General features: G+C 60.4%; 31 protein-coding genes and 1 pseudogene. 8 read left to right on the top strand and 24 right to left on the bottom strand.

The window, feature by feature from the left end:
* A partial coding sequence (locus FBX97_RS29000) for a ParA family protein (protein WP_141839387.1) occupies window positions 1-439 on the bottom strand: 439 nt, incomplete at its 3' end.
* Between the two features lie 166 nt (window positions 440-605).
* Between FBX97_RS29000 and FBX97_RS29005 the strand changes: the two genes are divergently transcribed.
* Window positions 606-857 (top strand): hypothetical protein, encoded by a 252-nt coding sequence (locus FBX97_RS29005; protein ID WP_141839389.1) that lies wholly within the window; start codon window positions 606-608, stop codon window positions 855-857.
* A 141-nt stretch (window positions 858-998) separates the two neighbouring features.
* Window positions 999-1,490 carry a hypothetical protein gene (locus tag FBX97_RS29010; RefSeq protein WP_141839391.1) on the top strand — a complete coding sequence of 164 codons (492 nt, stop codon included), beginning with the start codon at window positions 999-1,001 and terminating at the stop codon, window positions 1,488-1,490.
* 12 nt (window positions 1,491-1,502) lie between these two features.
* On the opposite strand, the gene FBX97_RS29015 is transcribed toward FBX97_RS29010, so the two are convergent.
* Both FBX97_RS29015 and FBX97_RS29020 read right to left on the bottom strand, forming a co-directional pair.
* Window positions 1,503-2,795, bottom strand: a complete 1,293-nt coding sequence (locus FBX97_RS29015) for a helix-turn-helix domain-containing protein (protein WP_141839393.1) — start codon at window positions 2,793-2,795, stop codon at window positions 1,503-1,505.
* Window positions 2,796-2,978: 183 nt separating this feature from the next.
* A complete protein-coding gene (locus tag FBX97_RS29020) occupies window positions 2,979-3,218 on the bottom strand; it encodes a hypothetical protein (protein ID WP_141839395.1) in 240 nt (79 codons plus the stop codon).
* 441 nt (window positions 3,219-3,659) lie between these two features.
* On the opposite strand from FBX97_RS29020, the gene FBX97_RS29800 reads away from it, so the two are divergent.
* The 3 genes from FBX97_RS29800 (at window position 3,660) to FBX97_RS29030 (ending at window position 5,160) form a co-directional block, all read left to right on the top strand.
* Window positions 3,660-3,815: a hypothetical protein gene (locus FBX97_RS29800; RefSeq protein WP_185748803.1), complete on the top strand. Its 156-nt coding sequence runs from the start codon at window positions 3,660-3,662 to the stop codon at window positions 3,813-3,815.
* A 176-nt stretch (window positions 3,816-3,991) separates the two neighbouring features.
* Window positions 3,992-4,207 carry a DUF4224 domain-containing protein gene (locus FBX97_RS29025; RefSeq protein WP_141839397.1) on the top strand — a complete coding sequence of 72 codons (216 nt, stop codon included), beginning with the start codon at window positions 3,992-3,994 and terminating at the stop codon, window positions 4,205-4,207.
* A 377-nt stretch (window positions 4,208-4,584) separates the two neighbouring features.
* Window positions 4,585-5,160, top strand: a complete 576-nt coding sequence (locus FBX97_RS29030) for a recombinase family protein (protein ID WP_141839399.1) — start codon at window positions 4,585-4,587, stop codon at window positions 5,158-5,160.
* Here FBX97_RS29030 and FBX97_RS29035 read toward each other — a convergent pair.
* A complete protein-coding gene (locus tag FBX97_RS29035) occupies window positions 5,157-5,489 on the bottom strand; it encodes a type II toxin-antitoxin system YafQ family toxin (RefSeq protein WP_141839401.1) in 333 nt (110 codons plus the stop codon). The two genes, FBX97_RS29030 and FBX97_RS29035, sit on opposite strands and share 4 nt — an antisense overlap.
* On the bottom strand, window positions 5,461-5,739 hold the full coding sequence (locus tag FBX97_RS29040) for a type II toxin-antitoxin system RelB/DinJ family antitoxin (RefSeq protein WP_221631897.1): 279 nt from the start codon (window positions 5,737-5,739) through the stop codon (window positions 5,461-5,463). Before FBX97_RS29040 ends, FBX97_RS29035 begins: the two co-directional genes overlap by 29 nt.
* 270 nt (window positions 5,740-6,009) lie before the next feature.
* Here FBX97_RS29040 and FBX97_RS29045 point away from each other — a divergent pair, with 270 nt between their 5' ends.
* Window positions 6,010-6,573 (top strand): excisionase, encoded by a 564-nt coding sequence (locus tag FBX97_RS29045; protein ID WP_185748804.1) that lies wholly within the window; start codon window positions 6,010-6,012, stop codon window positions 6,571-6,573.
* 203 nt (window positions 6,574-6,776) lie between these two features.
* Here the strand turns inward: FBX97_RS29045 and FBX97_RS29050 are convergent, their stop codons facing one another.
* The 17 genes from FBX97_RS29050 to FBX97_RS29135 all read right to left on the bottom strand — a co-directional run bounded on the left by FBX97_RS29050 (window position 6,777) and on the right by FBX97_RS29135 (window position 21,974).
* The gene (locus FBX97_RS29050) at window positions 6,777-12,044 is read right to left on the bottom strand and encodes a phage tail length tape measure family protein (RefSeq protein ID WP_141839407.1); all 5,268 of its coding nucleotides are present in this window, start codon (window positions 12,042-12,044) and stop codon (window positions 6,777-6,779) included.
* Window positions 12,041-12,388: a hypothetical protein gene (locus tag FBX97_RS29055; RefSeq protein ID WP_141839409.1), complete on the bottom strand. Its 348-nt coding sequence runs from the start codon at window positions 12,386-12,388 to the stop codon at window positions 12,041-12,043. The genes FBX97_RS29050 and FBX97_RS29055 overlap by 4 nt, the downstream gene beginning before the upstream one ends.
* Window positions 12,389-13,118: 730 nt before the next feature.
* Window positions 13,119-13,610 carry a hypothetical protein gene (locus FBX97_RS29065; RefSeq protein ID WP_141839412.1) on the bottom strand — a complete coding sequence of 164 codons (492 nt, stop codon included), beginning with the start codon at window positions 13,608-13,610 and terminating at the stop codon, window positions 13,119-13,121.
* A gap of 92 nt (window positions 13,611-13,702) precedes the next feature.
* Window positions 13,703-14,188 (bottom strand): DUF6651 domain-containing protein, encoded by a 486-nt coding sequence (locus tag FBX97_RS29070; RefSeq protein WP_141839414.1) that lies wholly within the window; start codon window positions 14,186-14,188, stop codon window positions 13,703-13,705.
* 57 nt (window positions 14,189-14,245) lie between these two features.
* The gene (locus tag FBX97_RS29075; protein ID WP_141839416.1) at window positions 14,246-14,482 is read right to left on the bottom strand and encodes a hypothetical protein; all 237 of its coding nucleotides are present in this window, start codon (window positions 14,480-14,482) and stop codon (window positions 14,246-14,248) included.
* A complete protein-coding gene (locus FBX97_RS29080) occupies window positions 14,469-15,395 on the bottom strand; it encodes a toprim domain-containing protein (protein ID WP_141839418.1) in 927 nt (308 codons plus the stop codon). Before FBX97_RS29080 ends, FBX97_RS29075 begins: the two co-directional genes overlap by 14 nt.
* Window positions 15,382-17,040 (bottom strand): DEAD/DEAH box helicase, encoded by a 1,659-nt coding sequence (locus tag FBX97_RS29085; protein WP_221631898.1) that lies wholly within the window; start codon window positions 17,038-17,040, stop codon window positions 15,382-15,384. Before FBX97_RS29085 ends, FBX97_RS29080 begins: the two co-directional genes overlap by 14 nt.
* Window positions 17,037-17,483 carry a YdaU family protein gene (locus FBX97_RS29090; RefSeq protein WP_141839420.1) on the bottom strand — a complete coding sequence of 149 codons (447 nt, stop codon included), beginning with the start codon at window positions 17,481-17,483 and terminating at the stop codon, window positions 17,037-17,039. The genes FBX97_RS29085 and FBX97_RS29090 overlap by 4 nt, the downstream gene beginning before the upstream one ends.
* Entirely contained in the window at window positions 17,480-17,914 is a 435-nt protein-coding gene (locus FBX97_RS29095; RefSeq protein WP_185748805.1) for a hypothetical protein, read from the bottom strand. The genes FBX97_RS29090 and FBX97_RS29095 overlap by 4 nt, the downstream gene beginning before the upstream one ends.
* Entirely contained in the window at window positions 17,911-18,117 is a 207-nt protein-coding gene (locus tag FBX97_RS29100) for an AlpA family transcriptional regulator (protein ID WP_141839424.1), read from the bottom strand. The genes FBX97_RS29095 and FBX97_RS29100 overlap by 4 nt, the downstream gene beginning before the upstream one ends.
* Before the next feature lie 337 nt (window positions 18,118-18,454).
* The gene (locus FBX97_RS29105; protein ID WP_141839426.1) at window positions 18,455-19,018 is read right to left on the bottom strand and encodes a hypothetical protein; all 564 of its coding nucleotides are present in this window, start codon (window positions 19,016-19,018) and stop codon (window positions 18,455-18,457) included.
* Window positions 19,019-19,140: 122 nt separating this feature from the next.
* Window positions 19,141-20,076: a hypothetical protein gene (locus tag FBX97_RS29110; RefSeq protein ID WP_141839428.1), complete on the bottom strand. Its 936-nt coding sequence runs from the start codon at window positions 20,074-20,076 to the stop codon at window positions 19,141-19,143.
* Between the two features lie 100 nt (window positions 20,077-20,176).
* Window positions 20,177-20,620: a hypothetical protein gene (locus tag FBX97_RS29115; protein WP_141839430.1), complete on the bottom strand. Its 444-nt coding sequence runs from the start codon at window positions 20,618-20,620 to the stop codon at window positions 20,177-20,179.
* Window positions 20,617-20,982: a hypothetical protein gene (locus FBX97_RS29120; protein ID WP_141839432.1), complete on the bottom strand. Its 366-nt coding sequence runs from the start codon at window positions 20,980-20,982 to the stop codon at window positions 20,617-20,619. The genes FBX97_RS29115 and FBX97_RS29120 overlap by 4 nt, the downstream gene beginning before the upstream one ends.
* Entirely contained in the window at window positions 20,979-21,332 is a 354-nt protein-coding gene (locus FBX97_RS29125; RefSeq protein WP_141839434.1) for a hypothetical protein, read from the bottom strand. The genes FBX97_RS29120 and FBX97_RS29125 overlap by 4 nt, the downstream gene beginning before the upstream one ends.
* Window positions 21,329-21,661 carry a hypothetical protein gene (locus FBX97_RS29130; protein WP_141839436.1) on the bottom strand — a complete coding sequence of 111 codons (333 nt, stop codon included), beginning with the start codon at window positions 21,659-21,661 and terminating at the stop codon, window positions 21,329-21,331. The genes FBX97_RS29125 and FBX97_RS29130 overlap by 4 nt, the downstream gene beginning before the upstream one ends.
* 154 nt (window positions 21,662-21,815) lie before the next feature.
* Entirely contained in the window at window positions 21,816-21,974 is a 159-nt protein-coding gene (locus FBX97_RS29135) for an Arc family DNA-binding protein (protein ID WP_141839438.1), read from the bottom strand.
* A gap of 118 nt (window positions 21,975-22,092) precedes the next feature.
* Here FBX97_RS29135 and FBX97_RS29140 point away from each other — a divergent pair, with 118 nt between their 5' ends.
* Both FBX97_RS29140 and FBX97_RS29145 read left to right on the top strand, forming a co-directional pair.
* The gene (locus FBX97_RS29140) at window positions 22,093-22,308 is read left to right on the top strand and encodes an Arc family DNA-binding protein (protein ID WP_185748806.1); all 216 of its coding nucleotides are present in this window, start codon (window positions 22,093-22,095) and stop codon (window positions 22,306-22,308) included.
* 42 nt (window positions 22,309-22,350) lie between these two features.
* Window positions 22,351-22,671: a hypothetical protein gene (locus FBX97_RS29145; protein WP_141839442.1), complete on the top strand. Its 321-nt coding sequence runs from the start codon at window positions 22,351-22,353 to the stop codon at window positions 22,669-22,671.
* Window positions 22,672-22,696: 25 nt separating this feature from the next.
* Here the strand turns inward: FBX97_RS29145 and FBX97_RS29150 are convergent, their stop codons facing one another.
* Both FBX97_RS29150 and FBX97_RS29805 read right to left on the bottom strand, forming a co-directional pair.
* Entirely contained in the window at window positions 22,697-23,056 is a 360-nt protein-coding gene (locus FBX97_RS29150) for a stability/partitioning determinant (RefSeq protein WP_141839444.1), read from the bottom strand.
* Window positions 23,053-23,398: pseudogene (locus FBX97_RS29805) on the bottom strand (chromosome partitioning protein ParA); the annotation flags it as partial. The gene FBX97_RS29150 and the pseudogene FBX97_RS29805, both read right to left, overlap by 4 nt.

Below are 23,398 nucleotides of genomic sequence, written 5' to 3' on the forward strand. Positions count from 1 at the left end.
CGGAGTTCGTCCGGGTAAGCAGCACCGAGTAAGGCACCCGACGCCGGCTCATCTTCTCCTGCTGCTGGATGACGCGGAAGGCACGGCCGGCCTGCTCGGCGTCGAGCTGGCTGCCTTGCGTCGGAACGATCACCAGGTCAGCTTGACTGATAGCCATCAACACGATCTTGGACGCTGTCCCTTCAAGATCGACGATGACAAACGGCGTGCGCGCTGCAGCCTCTTCGATCCGCTCGATGATGTTCTCTTCGTCAGCATCTGCGACCACATGCAGGCGCTCCGGCTTGGCACCGCCCTTGGTCCAGCTCTCGATGGGGCGGTTGGGGTCGGCGTCGATCACAGTAACGTCAGCAGCACGGGCCAGCTGTTCCGCCAAGATCAGCGAGGAGGTGGTCTTGCCGGCGCCACCCTTGGGCGACACAAAGACAATAGTGGGCATTCTGTTCTCCCTGTTATAAGAATCGCCAGATGGTACCAGATAGCTACCTAGTAGCCAATGAATAGCTATTAGATACCAATCAGGTATATCATGTCAGCAATGACTTTGTTACCCTAATCCCTGCAAAAAGATATAATCTCAAGATTCAGAGGCGGATCGCTGCCTCTTGAGTGATTTTACGGTGCCAGGCGTACCTGCCGCACCGGCCACTTCGGCGCAGCAATACCAGCAACACACCCAGAATCATGTTTCAGCCCCTTTGCAGAGCAAAAAATCGGCGCAATACAGCGCCCAACTCACTGCCAACGGAGAGCTAAATATGGACCTGAAAAAACTGAAGCGCCCGAGCGTTAAGCTCAAAAACTTCGCAATTGGTGTCACTCTTGCAACCGCTACCGCCGCGAGTGGAGCACCGTAAGGTCATTCGCTCAGCCTCCTAAAAAGCCAGCTATATGCTGGCTTTTTCTTTACGTTGCGAGCGGTACTGTCCCCCGCAAATCCACAACACCATGAGGTACCTAACCTGAGATAATTTTGATTCCACTACTTAGGAGGGTCTATGCGCACAGGCTTGATTTCACAGGAAGAACTTTTTGGCTTGCGCTATCTAGCGGACGAAGCAGAACACCTCGAACGAAAAGCAAAGTCGTATATACAGCTAATGGCCGGAGACTTCGACGGCGAAAACTCCATTGGAGGCTTACCAAAATTTAAGGTAACCGAAGAACCTTCGGGGCGTATTTTGGGACGACTGAATAGCCAGTTCGGGGAGGGGCGCTTCATCCTAGAGTTCAAAGCACAGGACAAAACAGCGAAAGGATATCTTGTCGTTGAAAAACATATTTTCGACAAGACTGATGCTTCGACATGGGTTCCAGTAATGCACATTCCACTTCCGAACCCCGTATGGGAAGTAGACGGACAACCCGTGCGCCCTAACGACAAAGTGTACATGTTAGCAGCTTCCGTTCTGTATGCAGTGATCAATGGAACTCCTGAGGAACAACCAGTACAGAACCCGCTAAAAGCCTACCCTGCGGGGGCTATATAAGGAGGGCGGACTTTAGACTGTCGCCTTCAAGTAATTGAACACCGAGGCGCGCGAAATGCCCAACTCCTCGGCGATCTCCTTGGGCGTTTTGCCCTGCGCCCTCATCAGGCGCGCCGTAGCGGCCTTGTTCTCGGCCGCCTGCAGGTACGCCGCACGGTCCTGCTTGTAGCGGCCCTCAGCCACGCGATCGCGCCCAGCGTCACGTTCTTTCTTCCGCTGTTGGATGACATCTGCCGGCGCCAGCGCGCGCAGCTGGGCATTCAGCTCAGCAGAGATCACGTCTCCCAGGTAGTCGCGCAGGCCTTCCGCTGAGTAGTTGTAGCGAGGGTCGTACAGCTTGCCGTTGTACGCCAGGCGCTCGCCGGCGGCCGCCAGTTCGGCCCGCTTGAGCACCGGGGCCATGAGCGTCACGACCTCCCGCTCGTCAAGCGTTGGCGTGAATGTCCTTGCCGTGGCCAGGATCTCGTCGTGCAGGCTGTCGGGATGCGTGAACCAGGATAGCGCCACGGACATCACGAATAGCACGCGGTCGCGGTAGCCCTCGGGCACGCCCCCGAACCAGTGGTAATCGGTAATCGCGCACATGTCGCGGTAGACCAGGTGCCACCAGTCGTAGATGCTGCCGGTCCACTTGCGCGCCTTCTTACCCTTGCGCGCGCCAGCCGCTGACAGGTCGTAGACCTTGCCGCGCTTCGCCTCTCGGGCGCCCAGCACCTCGTCGGCCAGCTCATGCAGCGTCCACACGGCGTCCGTCAACACCAGGCCGCGCACCTCCTGCCCGTTTTTGGCGTTGGTGGTGCCCACCAGGCGGAGCACTCGGACGCAATCGCGCGCTGCTGGGTCGGCCTTGATGCAGGCCAGCGATTTGATGAGAGCGTCCTGCACCCGCTGCCACACTGGCAGGGCGGTGCACGGGGTTGGCTTGAGGATCCAGTAGAGGTGCATGCCCCGGCCAGAGAACACCACGAACGACGGCGCCGGCAGCCGCGCGGCGCGCAGCGCATCGAGTACGTCGTCCAGATTGTTTGTGCCGTCGACGTCGACGTAGCAGGCGCGCAGGCTCTTGAGCTGGCGGACGTGGCGCCACCCGTAGAACTCGTTGACTGTCAGGTACGTGTCGGCACCGCCGGCGAACCCGGACACCAGCTGCGCGACGGGGTCGCCCGGCTGAATCTTCGTCCACCGGTGGTCGTCCTTGAGCGCCTCCCAGTACAGCACCGTCCCATGAGGGCTGGCATGCAGCTTCTCATGGTGGTTGATGGGTTGCGACAGATCGAGGGCTAGCTGTGTGCTGCCTATACCCATTCATGCCCCAGCAGCTTGCCTGCCGGGCATAATCGTGTAGTGTGTATATGATTCACTTGCGTCGTTTTTACCGGGCGTGTTAATCTGCCGGTACCAACTCCGTCCAAAGAGTTATGCTGTACCGGTCCCACGGGCCACAGAGAGCCATCCCTGCCAGGATGGCTTTTTTGTTTCAGCGCCGCGCTATGTCTGTTCTTCCTGCACTCGAAATTCGGTTACTCCGATTTCCTCCTTCAGCGCCTGGCGCAAAACGTCCAGGCTGCGAAATTTCCTCGTTTTTTTCCCGTTGACGGTACACAGCTCGATGTCGCCACAGCGCACCTTGTAGCTGCCCTGGGCATCCTGCACGGCAATCCACTCGCCCAGCATACCACTGCCGGCCTTCCGGATTTCCCTGACAGTCATCAGTTGTACGGTCGTCATTCGTCTATTGTAATCACGAAATGGGCGTCCTTGTGAGTAAACCGTGAGCGTTTTTTCCAAAATCGTTTCCCGACACGTAAATTTGTTCTGTCAGGCGCGTTTCGGGCGGACCGCCTGAGCTCGGCGGGCACGTTTGGCAGGGTACGGCCGAGAGCATCAGCGATGGGGTAGCGTTTGGCGACCTCACGGCAATGGATCCCGATCGCTGGGGTGTCGACCGGCGGCGCATCGAGTGAGGTACCCAGCACGGCGGTGGCCGTGGCGGTGGCGACGTGGCCGCCGGCCCAAGCCGGAAATCCCACCAGAGGAACCGAACCTTCATGCCCGGCATGCTGTGCTCGCTGTCGGCACATCCGCGATCGCTGTACGGGCCGCTGTCGTGACGCCAGCATGGGTGACACAATAGGAGACCGCGTTGGTCTCCTTAACCACTGGAGCCATATGCTTATCAAATTTACCCCGGCCACTCTCAACGCCCTGGCCCGGCTCGTTTGCGTTTTCGACCGGCACCCGCGCGGCGCGGCCATGCTCATCGTGTTCATGATCGTCACTGGCGGCCTGATGGCGATACCCTATCTGCCCGCGGTGATGGCTTGAGTCATGGAGCATTGCTGATCTGAGCAGGGTCACCGGCCGGCACCGCGCGAGCGGTACCGTGTGCGTATGCTCACCTCAACGACCAGCAGCGCCGGCGGTGACCGGCTGATCAGCCGGGCCAGATGGTGCCGCGCGAGCCGCGTAGGTTTCCAGAAGCAGGGCAGGAAGGAGAAGTGATGTCGGATACATTTTTGACAGCAGAAGAAGTCCGCGAGCTGACGGGCCGGACCAAGCATGCGCTGCAGGCGGAGCAGCTGCGCGCCCAGGGCATCCCGTTCTTCACGAATGCAGTCGGACGCCCGATCGTCCCGCGCACGGCGATCGAGGGGTGCAAAGAAAAGGTCAAGCCGCCAGAGCCGATGTGGGTGCCGAACGTCCTCAAGGAAAAGTAGGACGCCGTGCCGCCCGGCCGACTGAGATGCATCCAGTTTTGGACCGATCGTCGGCAAACCTACTCATTGGTGACGGACGTCAGCTGAAAATTCAGCCGGCTCACTTTTGCGCCGGCCGCTGTCTGTGTCCTGAAACCTTCGATTTCGGACAGGCGCGGCATCGATACAATTTCCTTATATCTTTCGCAACTACCCGAAATCCTACGATTATGGGACATGTGGACACCTGTCCAAAATCGACCGTTTGTGAACAGGTCAATCACATACGTCCGAAACATGTTCATAAAATAGCAGTTTGACTATTGAACATGTTCATATATATAATGGACGTTATTGGACATCGCTGGACGTGTTTGGACAGCAAAGAGGAGATGGAAATGGCAATTTTCGGATACGGTCGAGTCAGCACGAAAGAACAGACGACGGAGAACCAGCGCCGGGAGATCGAAGCGGCCGGCTATGCGGTCGACTACTGGTATGCGGATGAAGGGGTGTCGGGCAAGGTGTCGGCATCGCAGCGTCCGCAGTTCGCCAAGATGCTCGGCCAAATCCGTGACGGCGAAACCTTGGTGGTGACGAAGCTGGACCGCCTCGGCCGCGACGCCCAGGACGTCGGCGCCACGATCAAGATGCTGGCCGCGCGCCGCATCGAGGTCATCGTCCTCCAGCTGGGGAAGCTCGACCTGACCAGTGCAGCCGGCAAGCTAATGCTGACGATGCTGGCTGCCGTCGCCGAAATGGAGCGCGATCTGCTGGTGGAGCGCACCCAGTCCGGCCTGGCGCGCGCGAAGGCTGAAGGAAAAACGCTTGGCCGCCCAACGCTGACCACCGATGCCGATCGGCGCGCGATCACCGAGGCGCACGCGGCCGGCGTATCGATCAGTACCCTGGCGCGCATCCACAACCTCTCACGAGCAACCGTCATGCGGGTCGTGAGGTCACCTGCTGTTTAACCTTTTTTGAAAAGCTCAGAATGAGTTCCAGCGCGCGTGAACACGATCATCTCAGGTTTAACCGCGGCGAGCTTATAGATGAGGAGGAAGTCTCCCCCTACATGGCATTCACGATGCCCCGCCCAGTCATGATCCAGCTCATGATCCAGCCACTCAGGGGGGAGTGACGCGTCATTGGCAGTCAAAAGGCCCATGACTTCCTTAAGGCGCTTCATGTCATAGCGGCCAGAATGAGAAAGGCGCTCCCAATCTTTCAGGAACGCCTTCGTATAGTCTGCCGCTCGCGGCAGATTGGTACGCTTACTTGCTGCTGTTTTTTTCGAGCTCATTGAATAGGTCATCCGCCGTTGCAAAACGAGCGCGGCGACGTTCAATGATCTCTTCAGCCTCAGCTATAGCAGCACGACTCTCTGCATTAGGAGCTTTGATACTGAAGGGCATTTCTTTGTCTGCCACGATACGTGTTAGAAAAACGCGTATCGCATCGGACAAAGACAGGCCCATCGACTCCAGCGTTTCTGCAGCCTGCATCTTAACCTGCTCATCCACTCGAACGTGAACCATTGCTGTTGCTGCCATGATGGCCTCCTAGTTTGTGGTGGGTTAGATAACAGAAAATACGTCACGACTGAGTGAGATACATTGTATCTCAATTTTTCAGCAGAAGGTTGGCACAAGCAAAAAGTTGTGCCAACCTTCTGCTTAGTGCAAGGCGGCGGCCATACCGAGGTCTGTATACAGTTGCCGCCATTGCCCCTATCCTGCCTTCGTTAATTTCGCCGGCCTGACTGTTCAGCGGCTGAACAGCGCTCCCGGTTTACGCTACCCTTCTGTTCCATGGATGTGATCTTGGACCGCGAAGAACTTTACCGTGATGTCTGGTCGAAAGGCGTCAGCATGGTGGCGCGCAAGTATGACCTGACCGAGGGCGAAATACGCAAGGCGTGCTTCGCATTGGATGTGCCCAGGCCTGCCCGAGGATACTGGTCGAAACTCAAGACAGGCGATGCCCCGCCAGTTCCTCCGCTTCCATCGAGTGGCGCGTCGACGTACGTGTGCACAACGGTCAAACGCAAGCCCACGCCCGGCAAGGAACCAGCCCCGAAACCAGCCAAGCCGAAGGAGTCGCTTGTCGAGTGGGTCCTGAAAAACCGTGCGGAGTTGCAGACCCAGAAGTCGTCTGCCCAAACGCGACCACAGCCCTACGGTTCCATGCACCTGCTGCCCGAAGACATGGTCGGGCTCCCCCGATTCATCCCACTCCAGTTTTGGGCAGCGCTGCTCCTCGGTGAGCATGCCCCCAGCAGCGGCACCCTTTTACGATGGGTCCACGACGGGAGAATCTATCCGCAGCCAATCAAGGTCGGCAAGGCATGGAACGTCCGGAAGGATGCGGCCTACGTCCCTGATTAGGACGCGCCTGGCTCGACCGTGCGCAGCCAGGACTGCGCGTAGTTCACGACCTGTCCATCAACCATGAGCTCCCCAAAGCTAAAAGCCTCCAAGCACCGCCTGCAGCGCGGTTGCTTGGAGGGTTAGAACAACGCCGCTCCTTTTACTCGAGCTTCACCACCTGAACTGGCGTCGACCGCGACACGGCTTGCGCATCAGAGTTGTCATACTAAAAGTGACTTCGTCGATACCAGCCTGGACACAGCCTGCGTTACGCCTTGGGTTACCCCGTCGACGATGGCGTGCGCTGCCCGCTGTGCCGAGTCGTCGTTCGCCTGCATGGAGTCGCCTGTCTGGCTGTCCTGATCCTTACGCAAGGCGGCGACCTGCTCCGTCAGCTTAGTGTTGTCTTGCTTAAGCGCGTTAATTGCGGTGCTCAGCGCCGACAGCGCAGTCCCGATCACATTCGCCCCGCTTGGCGCACCGCCCATCAGACTCGTGTTCTGAGCGATGGTCTGCAGGATCGTGTTCGCGGTGTTGAGCGCGCCGTTCGCACTTTGCAGGGCGTCCGTCTGCGAGTTCATCGCATTGAGCTGCGCCTGTGCGGTGTCTACCTGGCTCGATGCCCAGGCCGCCGCCGCGGCCGAATCTCGCTGCGCTTGGGCGAAATCGGCCTGATACTGCGTGTCGCCCGAGTTCAGCTTTTGCGAAGCGGTCAGCCACGCCGTCAGGGCGCCGGAAAACTGATCCTGCGCCTTGGTGTCGCCGGCCATAGCCGCAGCCTTGATCTTCTCGTACTGGGCCTGCAGCTCGGCTTCTTGCTGCTCAGGGTTGAGCACCGAGAGGCTGCCGGTCAGCATGGTGTCGTTCAGCGACTTGGCTGCGTCGCGGAATTTCTCCATGTTGGTGGCAGTGTCGGCCAGCTTCTGGGCCGTCTGGACCAGGTCGTACAAGGGCCGGTTGACCTCGGCCAGCGCGTTGCGGGCTTTCGCCGCCAGCTGGGCCTGCGTCATCGTCACCTGGTCGAGCTGGTCCTGCAGGTCCTTCCGCTCGTCGGTCACTTCCTGCTCGGTCTTCGTCAGGTCGACGGCCGCCGCGTGTGTTGCGGCGAAGGCTTCCTGCAGGCCCATCAGCGATGCGAACAGCTTCTGACCGGCCGCGGTGCTCAGGTCCTGCCCCAAGGCGACGGCCTTGAACTGGTCGCGCGACTTGACATAGCCCAGGCCCAGCGCCGCCAATTGGTCGTCGACGTACTTGGCCACGGGCGCCAGCTGCTCCTGCTTCGTCAGGAAGTTGGAGCCGAAGCTGGCCGTCTGGCTCTGGAACTGGTCGATGCCGCCCATCAGCGCGATCAGACCTTCACGGGCCGCGATCGACTGCACACCCACGCTGCCGAAGGTCTTGCCGATCGACTGCAGCGACGCGTCCACCTTGGCATAGTCCGACGCCACCCGTACCAGGGTTTCTAGGTAGCCTTCGCCGACCTTCTGGAACTGCTGTAGGCCGCCGACGGCCGCCGCCGCCATCTGGTCACCCAGCTTCGAGAACACCGATTCCAGCGCCTTCTGGATCTCGTCGCCGGTCATCCCCTTGAGCGAAACCTTGCCGATGTCGACGACGAAGCTGTTGAGCTGCGCCTCGAAGCCGGCGCCGGACACGCCCAACAGCTTGCCGGCCTCGGTGACGCTGTCGGCCAGGCTTTCGATAACCAGGCTGAACTGCACGTTGGCATCTTGCCCGAGCGATTTCGACTGGGTGCTGCTTTTATCGCCATGGAACCAGCCGCCGTCGGTCTTGACGTCGGCGTAGCTGCTCGCCCGAGCGCCGCTGGCGAGGATCGCCGCCAGGCTGGCCTTGTCCATCGTGAAACCGGAGTCCTGCAGGCTCTGCTTTCCACCGAAGACACTGGTCAAGGCGTTGCTGATTGCCGGGATCTTGCTGATGATTCCGCCGACAAGCGCGCCAGCGACGGCGCCGAGCGGCCCCGCGGCAGCGCCAAGCGACGCCAGCGCCGACCCGGCGATCCCGCTGCCGGCCGCCGCCGTCCATGCCGCGCCCGTCATTCCCAGCAGCGCGCCGCCAGTCGCCAACCCTGCAGTGGTCGCGGTGCTGGCCAGCCCGTTGTTGGTGTTCAGATTGATCTTCGGATTGGCGATGTCCGTGCCGCTGACGATCTGGTTGGCGAAGCTGCTGATGCCCGTCTCGATGTTGCGCAACGAGGTCAGCATGCCCGACAGGTAGTTGATCTGCGTGCTCGAGTTCGATGCCGCCAACTGAACGGCCCGGGAAATCGATTCCGATTTCGCCTTGCCATCACCCAGGACCGTGCCGGCGCCCTGGGCTACTTGGCGCTCTTCTGAAAGAGTGGGGCTGTTGCCGCTGGCCCCAGCGACCGCGACACCGATTGCAGCCAGCATTGCCCCGACAGTTGCAAATGCGGCCAGATTCGCCGGGAAGGGCGCCGCCAGCGATGCCGCAAGCGCACTCATACCGTAGGCGGTCGATTTCGCACCTTCTGCCGCCAAGGTGACGGGCACCGTCGACGTAACCGCCACGTTCTCGGCCACGGCAGCCGTGGTTTTCGCTGCGGTCACGGTAGAGGTGGCAAACAGCTTCGTCGCCATCGACTCCATTTCCAGCGCGAGCTCAGCCGCATGGAACACTTGCGAGACGGCCGCCAATGCCCTGTAGCCCCTGCTGTGCTGTCCGAAGAAGCCGGCAGCGGCCGCCGCCATGTTGCCGTAGCCGGCCAGCTGCTCGACCGTGCCTTTGCGATTGATCTGCTCCAAGTCGATCAGGCCCTTGGCGCGCTGTGCGTCGTTGCCGGCCAGAAGTTGCTGGGCTTCGGAACGCGCCTTGTCATTTGCGGCCTGTTGCGCACCGAACCGCTGCATAACGTTGGCTAGGTCGCCCATCGACTTGGCTGCGCCATCCAACGATCCGCGCAGGGCATTGCCGAACTTCTCAGCCTTGGTCGGGTCGAGGTACTTGTCCAGGTCGGAGGATGCCTTTGCCAGCGATTCCTGATCGGCACCCGCAGCATGCAGCCCAGCGAGCTCCCTGCGCTTGGCGATCTCGGCGTCAAGGTCGTTCAGGCGCATTGTGTAGACCGCCGCCGATTTTTCATCGAGCTGCCACTTGGCCAGGCCATCGCGCAGGAAATCGGCATCGCTTTGCAGTTGGACTGTTGCAAAATCAACCTGCGCTTGCCGCGCCAGTTCGATCTGCTCCTTGGTCTTGCCAATCTCGGCGTTGTGCTCCTTTTGCTTCTCGATCTGGCTGTCCAGGCTCTTGATCGCGGCCACGCCGGCATCGTGCGTCGCGTTGACGATGTCGTCGTACTTTTTTTGCGAAGCCGCATCGGCATTGGATCGGTCTTCACCGCCGGCATTGCGCATGTCATCCACGAATTTCTCATGTGCTTTTACCAGCTGGTCGTATTTTCCTTTTGCCGCTGCCACCTCCTGCGGATTGCGGGCTTGCGCCTCGGCGCCTTGAGCCAGCGCCGTTTCCTTGGCGAAGGTACTCGCCTCCGATGCCACATACTCCGCGCGCGCAACTTCACGGCCGGCATAGTAGTCGGCATCGGACATGCCGAACTTCGTGTGGTACAGGTCGAGCATCTTGCCGCGAGCGTCGTAAATCGACCTCTCGCGGTCGAGCGCGGTCTGCTCGCGGGTAAAGGCGTCTTGCAGCACCGCTGCACGGTCGTCGTTACCCTTGACGGTCACGGCATGCGCCTTTTTGATGGCGGCCAGGTGCGCCGCTACCGCCTCATCGGTAACCAGCGCACTCTTCGGGTTCACGGCCTGGATTTTGGCGACGTCGGACATGTACCTGTCGATGTCGAGCTGCTCCTCCGACATGCTCTTCTTCCGCAGGCGCATATCGTCTTGCTCGATCCGCGAAGCGGCGTGCTTGGCTTCGGATTGCGCTATTTGCTGCGCGCCCGCTGCGGCCGCAGCCGCGTTCACCTTGTTGAGCTCTGCCTGCGCCTTGGTCAGGGCCACCTTGTCAGCGGCAAGCATAGCGGCAAGCGTTGCCTCGTTATAGGCGTCTCGCCCCCCATGGAAGGAGGCGTACGAGCCGTCTTGCAACTGCTGGATTTCCTTCGTTAACCGGGCGACCTCCATTGCTGGCGTGACCTTCATCCCCCATTCGCCCGCCTTATCGACTGCTTTGCCGATGAACTCGGTGATGCCATGCCACGCACGAGCAACATACCCCAGGCTCTGCACCATTTCCTCTGCGCGCTGGTCAGTGACCTCCGCCAAGGTCTTTGTGGCCAGCGCCGAGGCCGCCTTCTGTTCGCCCTCCCGCTCCAGCGCCCGGATCTGCTCGTAAACCGATTCGGTCAGGAAGTGGTAGGTGTCGTCCAGCTTGAGTGCCGCGCGGGAAATCGCTTCGGTCGAGCGCAGCGTGTTACCGCTTGTTTCCACTGCCAGCGACTCGAACTCCTTGATGGTCTTCTCGACAGACTTGCCAGTGGCATGCTCCATCGCGATTGCAGCCTCGGTAATGTAGCCGATCTGCTCGCCCGTGAACTTGCCGGTGCCGGCCAGCTCCGCGACCACCTTCTTGGCTTCTCGAATGCTGCCGCCAGCTTCGACGGCGGCGTGCGCCATGCTGTTGAGCTGGTCACCAGTGACGCCGGCATAGTGCCCGGTCTCGATCAGCGCATTGTTCATGGCGCGCTGCTCGGATGCTCCCTTGATGAGCGCATACCCGAGACCGACCACGGCAGCGGTCAAGCCAAGCGCCGCCAGGCCGGCCGCGCTGAACAGCAGGCCGGCGGCGCCGGTCTGTTCGCCGAGGACCATCATCGAGCCGCCAAATTTCTGATAGTTTCCCTGGCTCAGCTCGTGAGCCAAAACCAGCAGTTCGCGGCGCGCGCCTACCGACTGGAAGCTCAGGCCTTCCATGTGTTTGCCGGCACTACTTGCGCCGGCGCCAGCCTCCGACAGCTTCGCGATGAGCGGTGCGGCCGCATCCGATACGCCGAACTGGGCGGCGCGATAGGCCAACATCTGCGACGTGTTCATGCCGAGTGTCGCGACCTGGTCGTTCAGGCTCTTGATGAAGCGATCGGCCGCCTTGGTCGCTTGGTCTTCGGCTGCCGCCGCGGCGCGCGCTGCCTGCTCGTCCCGGCGCAGCGCGTCGATCTTCGAGCCGAGAGCAGCCGCTGCACGCTGCGTTTCGGTGGACAGGCCGGCTGCGGCGGCGTTGTAGCGCTCCATCTCCGCGCGGTTCGCGCCAAACAGGTCGATCTCGCGCTGGAGGTTCGCCAGGAACTTGGCACTTGCGTCGTCGACGGTTTTGGTGGCCTCAGCGTTCGCGCGCATGATTCTCGCGGTATCGCTCATACCGCCGTTCATCGCGGTAACTTTTTGCGCAACCTTAGCGCTGGTCTCGGCCAGGGCGTCGAGTGCCCGGGTGCCTTCGACCACCGGGCGGGCATCGAGATCGATGCCAATCGAGGCGAAGTCGGTCATAGGCCGCCCCCTTGTGCGCAATGCGCTTTGTGTGCCGATTCGAGCCCAGTCACCAACTTGCAGATGGCAGCAAAGCCTGCAGCCTTGCAAGCCGCGCGCGTCATTTCCACGAGGCGACTGCTGGCTTGCCCACCCAGCAGCATCGCCCGCAAGGCATCGGTTTTTGTGTAGCCCCCGGCCTTGGCGGCGGTGAGAGTGCCGTCGACGAATGCCTGCGAAGCCGCGACTCCGGCGGCCGTGATATTCGGCGGCAGACTGGCCACTACGCTGGCCGACTCGACCAGCAGCGCGGCTGCCGTTGCATCAAGGCTTTTGTTACCCTTCGGGATAACTCGTTTTTTCATTTCATCTATCCTTTGGCGATTACGCCTGTTGTTGGTGGCGTCACCACGGCGCCACGCGTTCCACTGCTTGCTGCTCGATGTCGCTTGGTCAGCTTTTCGACCTTGGCAACTGCTGCAGATAGCTCGTCGATCGCCTGGGCCAGCCTGAGCGCCCTCCCCGCATCGCCGCCTTTGTCCGCATTCCTGCTCGAGCGTGTCTTGCCCTGGGCTGTCGTTGGGCCGGATGACTTCTCCCACGGACGCCACCGGCGAACGAGCTCCGCCTGCTTGGCGCGGGCGGCATCGGTCCATCTCGGCATCGCTCCTCCTTTCAATAGTTCGTTTTGATGTGCGGCACAGCTTTGCCGCGTACTTATCCGTAAAGTTAGGTAAAGGAAGAGGGCGCGTAATCCCCTATGGGCGACAGGAGGAGCAACAGCTCAAATGCCCCAAACCATGCGTACTTCCCCGCGTGCTGCGTACTTATTCGGCGGCACTTTCTGTGGATACCGCCTTGGATACCTGGGCTTGGATACCGGCTATAGTGTGGAAACCAGTGTGGCAACCTCTTGTTTGGCAACCGGCCGATCGTGCGCTGCGGCTTTGCTCGTTCTTTTACCGAGCTTGCGACCGGATCGGGTGCGTTCGAGTACACCTGCACTATGGCAATGGACCACCTCCAGGGGTGGGCGGGACCTCCATCGGCTTCCGATCCGTAAAGGCCTGGTAAAACTAGCGGGCGGCGTTCTGGCTATAGCTTGTAGGTCTGCCACCCCTGAGCGAAGTCGGCCGCGCTGGTCCCGGCCTTCACACCGTTGACGACGTTCTCGATGATGTTGTTCCACTCGACGACCGTGATCGCGACCACGCCGACCGGCGCCTGCCGGGACCAGCCTTGCTCCAGGCGCTTGGCGTAGGGGACAGTGTTGACCAGGTAGTACACCTCGCCAGCTTTCGCGGCTGATATCACGCTTTTATGCGCAGCCAGGGTCGCCGAGCCGTCCTTGTCGATGACGCCGGTTTCACCAGTCGCAGGTGAGCCGACCGACATCTGCCAATTGCCCTTGAACCGCCCGCCCGTGTAGCCCTTTGGCGCCGGCCGCTGCCAGTAGTCGGCGTCACCGACCGGTGAGCGATACACGAGCCGTTTATCAACTTCCTCCAGCGCATACCGCACGATCTTGTCGGCGTCGTCCTTGGTCTTCTGGATCCAGGCGTTGATTTGAATAGAGAAGGTGCTCATTGGAATCTCCAGGCTTTGACAACTGAACGGCGGCTGTCTCTTGCGTAAAAAGCTCTAAATGCGGTGATACGCAGGAGACAGCCACAACAGATTTAACTCAGCTCGGGGAATCGATTTGCAAGGGCGGCGGTGCGCTCCTCGCGCGAGCCGCTGAGGTTGCCGATTTTTTTCTGTTGCCCACCGCCGCCGCCACTCTGACTCGGGGCGCTGCTCGAGGAGCCGGCTGCGCGGAGGATCTGGTCCTTGCTCGGGTACTGGTTCACCAGCCGCTCGATTGCTTCCTCGAAATCGGCGTCCTCTCCCAGGCGGGCATGGGACAGGACTTTGATCCCGTTCCGGTCATGCGCGACGACCTTGCCGCCCTCGACCTTGAACGATGGGCCGAAGGCTGCGAGGGCGACGTCGACGGGGACGGTCAGGCGCTCGGTAACGAATTTGGAGGTCTCGAAGTGCCGGCGATTGAGTGCCTCGACGGTACCAGCGGCATCGAAGGGATGCTCCGAGCCATCCGAATGGACGTAGACCGGCATGCCGTTCTGGACGACGGCCGAGCCGTCTGGGTTCAGTTTCAATTTCATGGTCTTGCCTTTCGTGGTTGAAGTGATTGCTACAGGCACCGCGGTTAGATCCGAGAGTTAGGGCGCGCGGGCGCCGCCCTGAAGTTGGAGCCACTGTTCGAGGCGCATAAAGTTGTTTTCCCTGGTCTGCGCATAGCCGGCGCGGTGCGCGGCCGCAAGCCGGGTCCAGTACGGAATAAGCTCATCTGGGCTTGCTCGGGTTTGTGCCTTGGCGTCCTCGACGTCTGCGGCGCTCCAGCCGTAGAAATTCGCGATGTAGGCGAAGTCGCGCAGGAACTGCTTAGAGACCTTCATCGGCCCAATCCTTCCCGACTAAGTGCGGGATCTGGATTTCAACCGACAGGCCTTTCTGTGCTAACCGGCGCGCTAACCCGAACGCCGCGGCCTGGCCGGTGAAGCTGGCGTCGTTGTCGCCAGCGATCAGAACCCGCTCCACGCCGGGCGGCGGCACCCAGGCTTCCAGCAGCGCCGCATTGGCTGCGGCCCAAACAGGCACGCCAAAGCGACAGGAGGCCGCCAGCGCCGTTTCTATGCCCTCGGCGATACCAAGTGTCCTCCCGGCCGCTCCGAGCCTCACACAGCCCGTATTGAGCGTTTTCCCGGCCATGATTTTCTTCGGCTGCGGTACGGGCGCCTTCTGCCCGTCCTCGGTGAGGTATGTGCGGTGGATTGATGCGCCTGCGCCGTCCGGATACCGGATGCGGGCGATCATCGCCGGGAAGCGGCCGAGGTCCCTGCCGTCTTCGTCTGTGTAGCGGAGCCCAGGGTGCAGTCGCAGGTCGGCCGGGATCAGCTGTAACCCGAGACGCCGGTTCAGGTACCGCCACACCGGATCACCGTGCACGACGGCTTTGCTGGTCTCCCACACCTGGGTCAGCGCGCGGATCTTGCTGGCGTCGGTCCGCTCCGGCACGATCGGCCCGGCCGGTACCGCCCCGACGATCCGGTCGACCTGCTTGGCCGCCTCGCTGAACGACCAGCCGACCACGCGCTGCAGCAGCTGGAAGCCATCGCCCGATCCGCAGTGCGAGCAGATCCAGGTTCCACGGCCGGCCTTGTCGTCGAACCTGTACCGGTCCTTGCCTGCGCAAATCGGGCAGGGGCCGTGCTTCTTGCTCAGGTAGGCGGGATCAATCCCCAGCTGCTGCAGGATGCCGGGCCAGCGGCCGATCGCCTCGTCAGCCGTTCTGGTTTTAAGCGTCTGCATGCTCCGCCTCCCTTTCCTTCGCGTGCTTGATCTTCAGGTGCTTGATGAAACCCATCACCTCCCGACCTGGTGGCGCCGCCACGTCGCGCATGCCTCGCGGCCACACGCCGAAATATTCCCGGTACTTGTTCGAGACCCAGCCCGACTTATAGCCCTGCTGTTCCGCAATATGGAGCAGCTGGGAATAGAGCTCCTGCTTCTCCATCTTCGGCGGCTTCGTCTTCTTGGTGATCGGCACCAGGTCGCCGGCACGGACATCGACGTTCGCGCGGCGCTCCGGCGCAAAGCCGCACACTGGACACTTGTGGACCGTCTTGACGTAGCTGCAGGACGAACAGGCCTTCGGCAGCGGTTTTTCCCGCTCGTCCTGGCCACCCTTCGCATCGCGGGGCGTGCCGTCGTCAAGCTCGAGGGGAAACTCCTCCGTAGGAAACCCCAGGCGCACCACCGAACCGGAGTGGTCGAGGATCAGCGCGCGATCCTTGCTGGCGTGTGGGCGCAGCACCCGCCCGGCCATCTGGATGTAGCGAATGAGCGAGCGGGTCGGCCGCGCCAGGATCAGCGTGCGGCAGGCCGGGAAGTCCCAGCCCTCGGCGAGGATCCCCACGTTCGAGATCACCATCGTCTCGCCGGTCTCGACGCGGGCCAGGATTGCGCGTCGCTCCTCCTCGTCGGTGTAGCAGTCGATGTGCTCGGCGGCGACGCCGGCGGCGTGGAAGCGCTCGACGATGTGCTTGCTGTGGGCGATGTTCGCCGCGAAGCAGACCGTCGGCGTTCCGCGCGCCAGACGCAGCCAGTGCGTCACGATGTCGCCCACCAGCTCCGGTTTATTCGCGGCGCGGCCGACGTCGGCGTCGGTGTAGTCCATGTCCCCGAAGGCGTTGCGCGCCTGCTTGATGCCGGTCATATCCGGCTCGCTCGGCGCATACACGTCGCAGTCGACCAGGTAGCCGGCCTCGATCAGGTCAGGGATCGTCGCCGCTACCGTCATGTGCTCGAACAACGGGCCGCCCAGCTCGTCGTAGTGCTTGCCCAGGCCGCGAGCGTATGGGGTGGCCGACAGCCCGATCACCGGGATGCCCTTCGCGGCGGCGATGACGGCCCGGTATTCCTTCGAGCCGGCGACCGTGTGCGCCTCATCGATCAGGATCAGGTCGACCTCGGGCATGCCACGCCGCGCGATCGTCTGGATGCTGCCCACCAGCACGCTCTCGTAGACCCGGGCAGTGTTCTCGCCCTGAATGATGCCGTGCGTGATCCCGGCCTTGGTGAACCTGCGGGAGGTCTGCTCGACCAGGTGCACACGGTTGCAGAGGAAGATCACCCGCTTGCGTTTTGCTTGGACCCCGCGAACCAGGGCCATGCCCATCTCAGTCTTGCCACTCCCGGTTGGGCTGCAGAGCATCTCCCGAACAATTCCCCCAGCCAGGGCAAGGCGGAGGTTTTGGACAGCCGCGGATTGGTAAGGCCGGAGGGTCAAGGCACCCGAACCGGCCATCCCTTGGCTGGGCGGGGTTGGGGTTTTAAAGCTATGGCTATGGCTATGGCTATGGATACGTGCACGACTGGAGCACGCAGCGTGCTCATCTGGTGTTACCACTTGTGCCACATTCCGTGCTTCAAAAACGCTGCTGTCGAGCATCATGAGCGACCTCCTGAAACCAGGCGCAACCGCTTTTTCTGTTCGCGTTCGATAGCGGTTTGCTTGTTTTTCTCAGCGATCACCCGGGCTTTCACCATCTCGCCCAGGGCTCGCACGTTGATCAGGCCGCCGACCTCCGTCCATTCGGTGACGACGGCGCGTAGAGGTCGCCGCTCCTCCTCAGACCGGAGCCCCAACGCCTCGTAAAGCGGCTCCATTTCGGCCGGCAAAGGCCGCCAGAACTGGACTGCGATGGCGTCGACGGCGCGGCGCTCGGCCTCGCTCTCGGCGCGCAGCAGTCGGTAGAGGGACTTCCGATTGCCCGGCAGCGGACGGCCGGCGCCGTAGAAGTGGTCCAGCATCAGGCGGAAGGCGCCGTGCTCGACCAGTGTCAGGTGCCCGGTCGCGCGGTTGTAGTCGCCTAAGAAGTGCTTGTAGAAATTCATGGGCGCACCTCTGGTAGCAGCGACCGGGCAGGTGCGTGCAGATCCTGGCGCCGGCCGCGCAGGACATAGCGGGCGACGCGCTTGTGCAGGAGACCATCAGGGCCGACCACGTCCTCGCTCAGGGTGTAGATGTCCCAGCTTTTCCTGAGCTCCTTGACCCTGGTGGCCAGCCGCAGATAGCCGGCCGCCGTGCCTTCGTAGGTGTTCAGGCCACGGGCGCCCCGGTACTGGAGCGCGCGGCGCAGGGTGTCCAGTTGCGTTTTCCCGTCGGCCGACTGCAACGCCACGCCGGCAATAGTTAGTTCATTGCAAACGTCCGTGATATTCTGTGCACCGCAGACGACAATCTTGTGTACTGCAGGCCCCCCAGCCCGATCGAACACAGCGCCCCCCTCACCGGGGGCGTTCGCATTTACGGTCGGCGCCTTCACGCTGGCACCTCGTTCGACTGCTCTGCACGGCTTGCCGCAACCTGTTTCTTGACCCAGTCGTCGACCTCGGCCTCCACCCAGCCCACATGGCGTTCGCCCAAGCGCACCGATGCCGGGAACCTGCCGTCCTTCATGTAGTTGTAGACCGAGCTGCGGCCCAGCGTGGTTTTCTCGGTAACGCGCTCCAAGGTGATGATGTTCATTCGACTTCTCCCAAAAAAAAGCCCGCCAGGCGATAAACGCAAGGCGAGCGAGTTAACGAAAAAAGCCAGCTGCTGTTAGGCGAGCCGGCTTTCGGTACTGCGAAGTTGTGGAGGGTATGGACGAAAAAAAACCGCCTCAGGGGGCGGTTTATTTGATGCTGCTTTTTTCAGTGCGAGCGCCGGCTTTACTGCGGACCGGGTGTTCGACTGCCTCGGGTGATGGTGACGCCGGAGCGCACATTACATATTGCCAAGGGACCGTAATTTCTCAGGATACAAAAATTCCAATCATAGGGAAATATACCATTAAAATCGTCCCATGTGAATCCAGATAGCGTTATTTGGACAGATTGCGCTTAAATTTCATCATCTCCCATGCCGGGCCACTTTGAGAACGAATTTCCTCTTCGGCTCGAGCCAGGTCTTGCCTTACCCGCTCACGCATTCCTTCGTAAAGCTTCGCTTCATACTCTGTCATAGGTTCAGCGGGCATCACAGGCTTATTGAGGGACAAGGAACTATGCCACCCGCCGAACACCTCGTCTTTGCTAAGGGGTCTCTTGCGATTCGCTTTCGAGGCCTGCTTTGCGGTTTTTGCTTCATCCGGCCGGAGAAGATGATTGCCCGCGACCGATTGATAACGCGTCGATGGGTGCGCCCTCTGTTTGAGTTGCACCTGGCGGTGCTCTTCCTGCAGCTCTCGCAGCAAAGCATTGGGTGTCTCCAGATCAGTCATCAGAAACGCTTCGACATCCCTTTTTTTGTAAGCCGCTTTCTTGGCCACCATGTAACGGGGCAGACCCAGTTTTACGACGGCTTGCAATCTGACGTTCAAAACCTCTGCCGCATAGCGGAGGGTTATCAAATCATCTCCGTTATTGTCCAGAAACCAGATACTCATATCTCTCTCCTCTTGGCCTCGAAACCTCGCGAAAGCGACGCGCTCCGACGTTCCTTGATTCACCTTGATAATTTCCTACTTTCATTGAAATACCTTGATAAAACCTTGATACACCTTGATGTCTACGTTGTTGCGGCACGGAACATAGTCAGAGCGCTTCCAACCCTCTCTCTCAGACGGGCATACCATGCCGAAGTGTTAGCAGTGTGAGCACGGAATCGCATTCGATAGATGCCATACAGCTCTGCTGACTGCTGATGACGATAGACAGGGATAACGTAGTCATACTGCTCAATCAGCGCCTCCCCGCCCTGTAAGTTAGTCGCTACGACGTTCTCGGCCTCCCAGCGCATCTGACTCTCCTCTGGCTCAGGGCCGTCGACGGGAAACAGGATCTCCGCGTCGGTTCCTGATGACTCGAAAAGGTAGGCGGCTTCTTGAACTAGTCCCATGTCTTTCAAGATTTTCATGCGGTCAAAGAACGGTGCTGACTCCTTTTTGGGTCCTTTATGGACGTCGACCACAGGAACGCCCCATGTCATATAGTTGTGTTCCTTCGTAAACCCAAGATAGGCCATGTTGCCAACGTCGCGACACACCTTTTTTTCGTACTTGCGCGAATAGATCGACCTCGCAATTCCGCCATCAGCAGCGAGGTTTTGAGCGTCGTACAGCTCAACAAACAGCCGCAGTACCATCACGTCTTGAACTTGGCGCAATCGATGCACTATTGGCTCTTCCCCGGCCAATGGCATGACAATGTTCTTTGGCAGCCAGATCCTGTCTTCGGAGAGTTTCAACTTGTAGCGGGGCCTGGCCTTGGTCGAGCTCTCGGCCAGCGTCACCAGCCCAGCCTTTATTAGTTGATCAATGGCAGGCTTAGCACGCTCCCAACGGATACCACCATAAGTTTGGACCGAATTAGCCGACCAAGCGCTAGTCCGATTATCCGGACCAGTCCCGCAGGCCAATACGAGAAAAGCGACGGCTGGATTAAGGCCGATTTCGCAGGCCTGGCGCCATTCGGCCAGCCCAATAGCGAAGAACCCTGTCTTCATAGCGTTCCCTTAAACGCAGCCCTTAAAAAATAGGAGGCAGTGCCAGGGTGGTAAGGGAGCCACCTTTTCGCCCGCTAAAGCTAGGCACTGCCGAAAACCTTTACGGCCTGGATGTCAGGCCTGAATCACCATCGTCATCGACGACAGCATGTGTATTCTGCCTTCTTGGAAACAACTTGTCCTCAAGGAAACCACAGTTTGGTGTGTCCCGGCTGCCCTCAATAAGCATTAGCCCGGGCCGCTGGCGCGCGAATGGCTTCTGAATGCGCCTTGCCATGCTGACCAGTCGCGAGCGGCCATCGTCGCTCATGGCACGGTAGGACCCCAGCAATTCGGCCTCGGCCCAGGAGGTTCCGGCCGCAGGGCTGCTGGTGGTGGCATGCACACGCTCCAGTACGCGCTGCGCGCTCAGGCACAGGCCGAACAGGTCGACCGCGCTGCTGGCCGCGCTAGCCTCGCCCAGGTCGCGCAGCAGCTGGGCCACGTCGATGCCATCGACGCGCAGGCCGGGCGTGCCGGCGATGTGTAGAGAATGGTTTTTCATCGCGCGCTCTCCTTCGCCGTCTTCCGTGCCTGATCATTGATCCACGCAATCTCCTTGTGTGCGCCATCTGCGAGCGTGCCTGTCACCGCAATCGCCAGGCGCAGCAACCTTTCTTTGTCGACCCGCCCCAGCACCGGCTGGTCATCGCCATCCCAAGTGCGTGCGTGGAGAGCCATATCTGTCGAGTTGACCAGCTGCAGGCAAGTCTGGATGCCCGCGCACATGTCGGCGACGCTCTCGATGAAGCTGACGTTGCGGTTCAATGCTTCCGTGTTCAGCCACGAGAACGGCTTATGGAAAGGCTGGGCTTCCTGGTCGGCATTGAGGCCAGCGCCGCCGGCATTGTCTTGGCGGCCGCTCATGCTTTCACCTCGCGGTTGTAATCGATAGAGCGACGCTCCATGCTGTCGCGCATCTCTTCGCACATTGCGGCAGCCATAGTCGTGAGCATGGCTTCGGCGGTCTTGCTGAGAGGAGGCGTGCCTTTCTGGGGATCATCGGGATCGAACTCGATCTCCAAGACCGAGTTGCTGTTGATGATGCGCAGGACCACGCCCAGACCAGCTAGGACCTGGTGCATCCGGTTCATATCCCTCATGAGCATGCCGGCGCTGTTCGCGCCCATCTTCAGACGGTCACCGGCTTCAATAGTGCGATCATGGAACAGGCCGTAGTCTTGCTCGAGCGGCGATACTGGCTTGCGCTGGCTCATTTTGCACCTCCGTCCTGGTCGGCGATGACGATGTCGAACATGGCTTCCGTCTCCGTGGCCAGCTGCCTTGCCAGCGCCAGCAAGCTGTCCTGCGCATTGATGTTCAGGAGGCGGAAATAGGGCACCCCCTCCCCGCTCATGAGCAGTAGCAGGCTGGAAAGCTGCTTGCTCCGCATGTAGGCGTGGTCCAGAGCGGCGCCACGGTCGACGTACTGGGCACCGTGTGGAGTGCCGATGCGCCCCACATATTGTGGTGGCAAAACTGTATTTTTTTCTTCGGACCCTGTCGGCCCGCAATGTTCTGTGTTAACCTTCATTTCGTTGTGCATGTGGATCTCCAATAGGCGCACTTGTCCAACGCCGCAGTTCCGAAGTCCTACCTTCAGAGCTGCAGCAGCCTCCCGGTTCCGCCGGGCGCGGTTGCAAAGAAATACGAAGGGCCGGCCTCGCACGCTGGCCCTTCGTCTTCCTGGGTCTGGTTTATCAGTTCATGGCCGAGGCCTTTTCCATTTGCTGCTTTGCAAGCTCGAGCAGCACGACGATTTCCGAATTGACACTACGGCGGTTCGCTTGGGCGGACGCCTTGACCCATTCCTTAAGATCGGTTGGCATACGCAATGCGGTCGGCGGCTGGGTTTGCATATCAACTCCTGTAATTGATTCTGACTTGCCTCAAGAATGACTCTTTTTCACTCGGGAGTCAACATGACTCGTTGCCTGACTCGTCGAGGACTCATATCCTCGCTATATGTCTACCTCCATGCCCTATCCCCTCCGAATGCCTGAAGGCTTGCGTGATCGCCTCAACGAACAAGCCAAACTCAACAATCGAAGCCTGCACGGTGAGATCGTCGCCATCCTTCAGCGAGCTGTTGACCTAGGCCCTCAGGTACCGGACATCCCTGGGCTAAACGTTGGCGCGCTTGCCGATACGATTGCTGATCGTGTTGCGGCAAGGCTTAAAGAAGGTATCTGATTGGTACCAATCAGATACCAAGAGAATACTAATAGGATACTTATGGAAAAGATGAGCGTACGGATCTACTACAGCCTGAAGGAAGCTGACGAGACCTTGATCGAGCGCACAGTCGATGTGAGCGAGGAGGACTTGGTAGAGCTTATACCATCGTCTCCATCGGGAAACGGCGGTGGCTGGCCATACTGGAGGGAAGCAGAAGCATTGGTCTGCTCGATCGTGAAAGAAGAGGTATTTCCGGACGAGCTTACCCCGGTTGACGACATGAAGGTCTTACGCCAACTCGGCGTGACCTCCCTGTCCTTTGCGTTCGATCATGAAGTACGCGGCCATATCAGTTCACAGCCGCTGCATCCAGAGTAGCTATCGGATAGCTAATTGGTACTATTCAGGTACCAGTTCTTTCCAGTGCGTCTAGTGCCTGCTCCAACAATTCACCCAACGGCACCTGACGCTCATCGGCCAGACGGTACAGACGCTGGATCGTTTCATCGGTCGCTTTGATGTTGACCTGCTTGTTTCGACCAGTAGTGTAGCGGCGCTGCTTGCGTGCAGGGGAGGGGTCACCCGACGCCGATACTGGCGGTGCAACCTGGGTAGGTTCTGCCACAGCCGGCGTCACCGGCTTACGGCTCGGAAAACCGTGCGCTTCCGCGACCTGGTCAATCACAGCAGGATCTGGCTTTGGCTTGGCCGGGGCCGGGGCGAAGTCGCCCAGGTCACCGAACGGGTTTGCGCGCTCGTTCATGCCGATACCTCCGGCGCCGGCTGCTGGGCACCGCGCAGCGCCGCGATCACCTCCTGGGCGAACAGTTCCGCGTTGCCAATAGCCTTGTCCAGATTCGACACTTCGCTCGGGTTCAGGCCAGCCAAAGGTCGACGGAATGAGAACATGGCACGGAAGGCCTCACGCTCGTTCAGTTCGGTGTCGAATACCGGGATACCGGCGGCCACCAGTCCCTTCTCGATGTGCGCCAGGGTGCGCGTGCGAATCGCGGAGTTCGTCCGGGTAAGCAGCACCGAGTAAGGCACCCGACGCCGGCTCATCTTCTCCTGCTGCTGGATGACGCGGAAGGCACGGCCGGCCTGC

Source organism: Herbaspirillum sp. SJZ107, assembly GCF_006715485.1.
GTDB lineage: Bacteria > Pseudomonadota > Gammaproteobacteria > Burkholderiales > Burkholderiaceae_D > Telluria.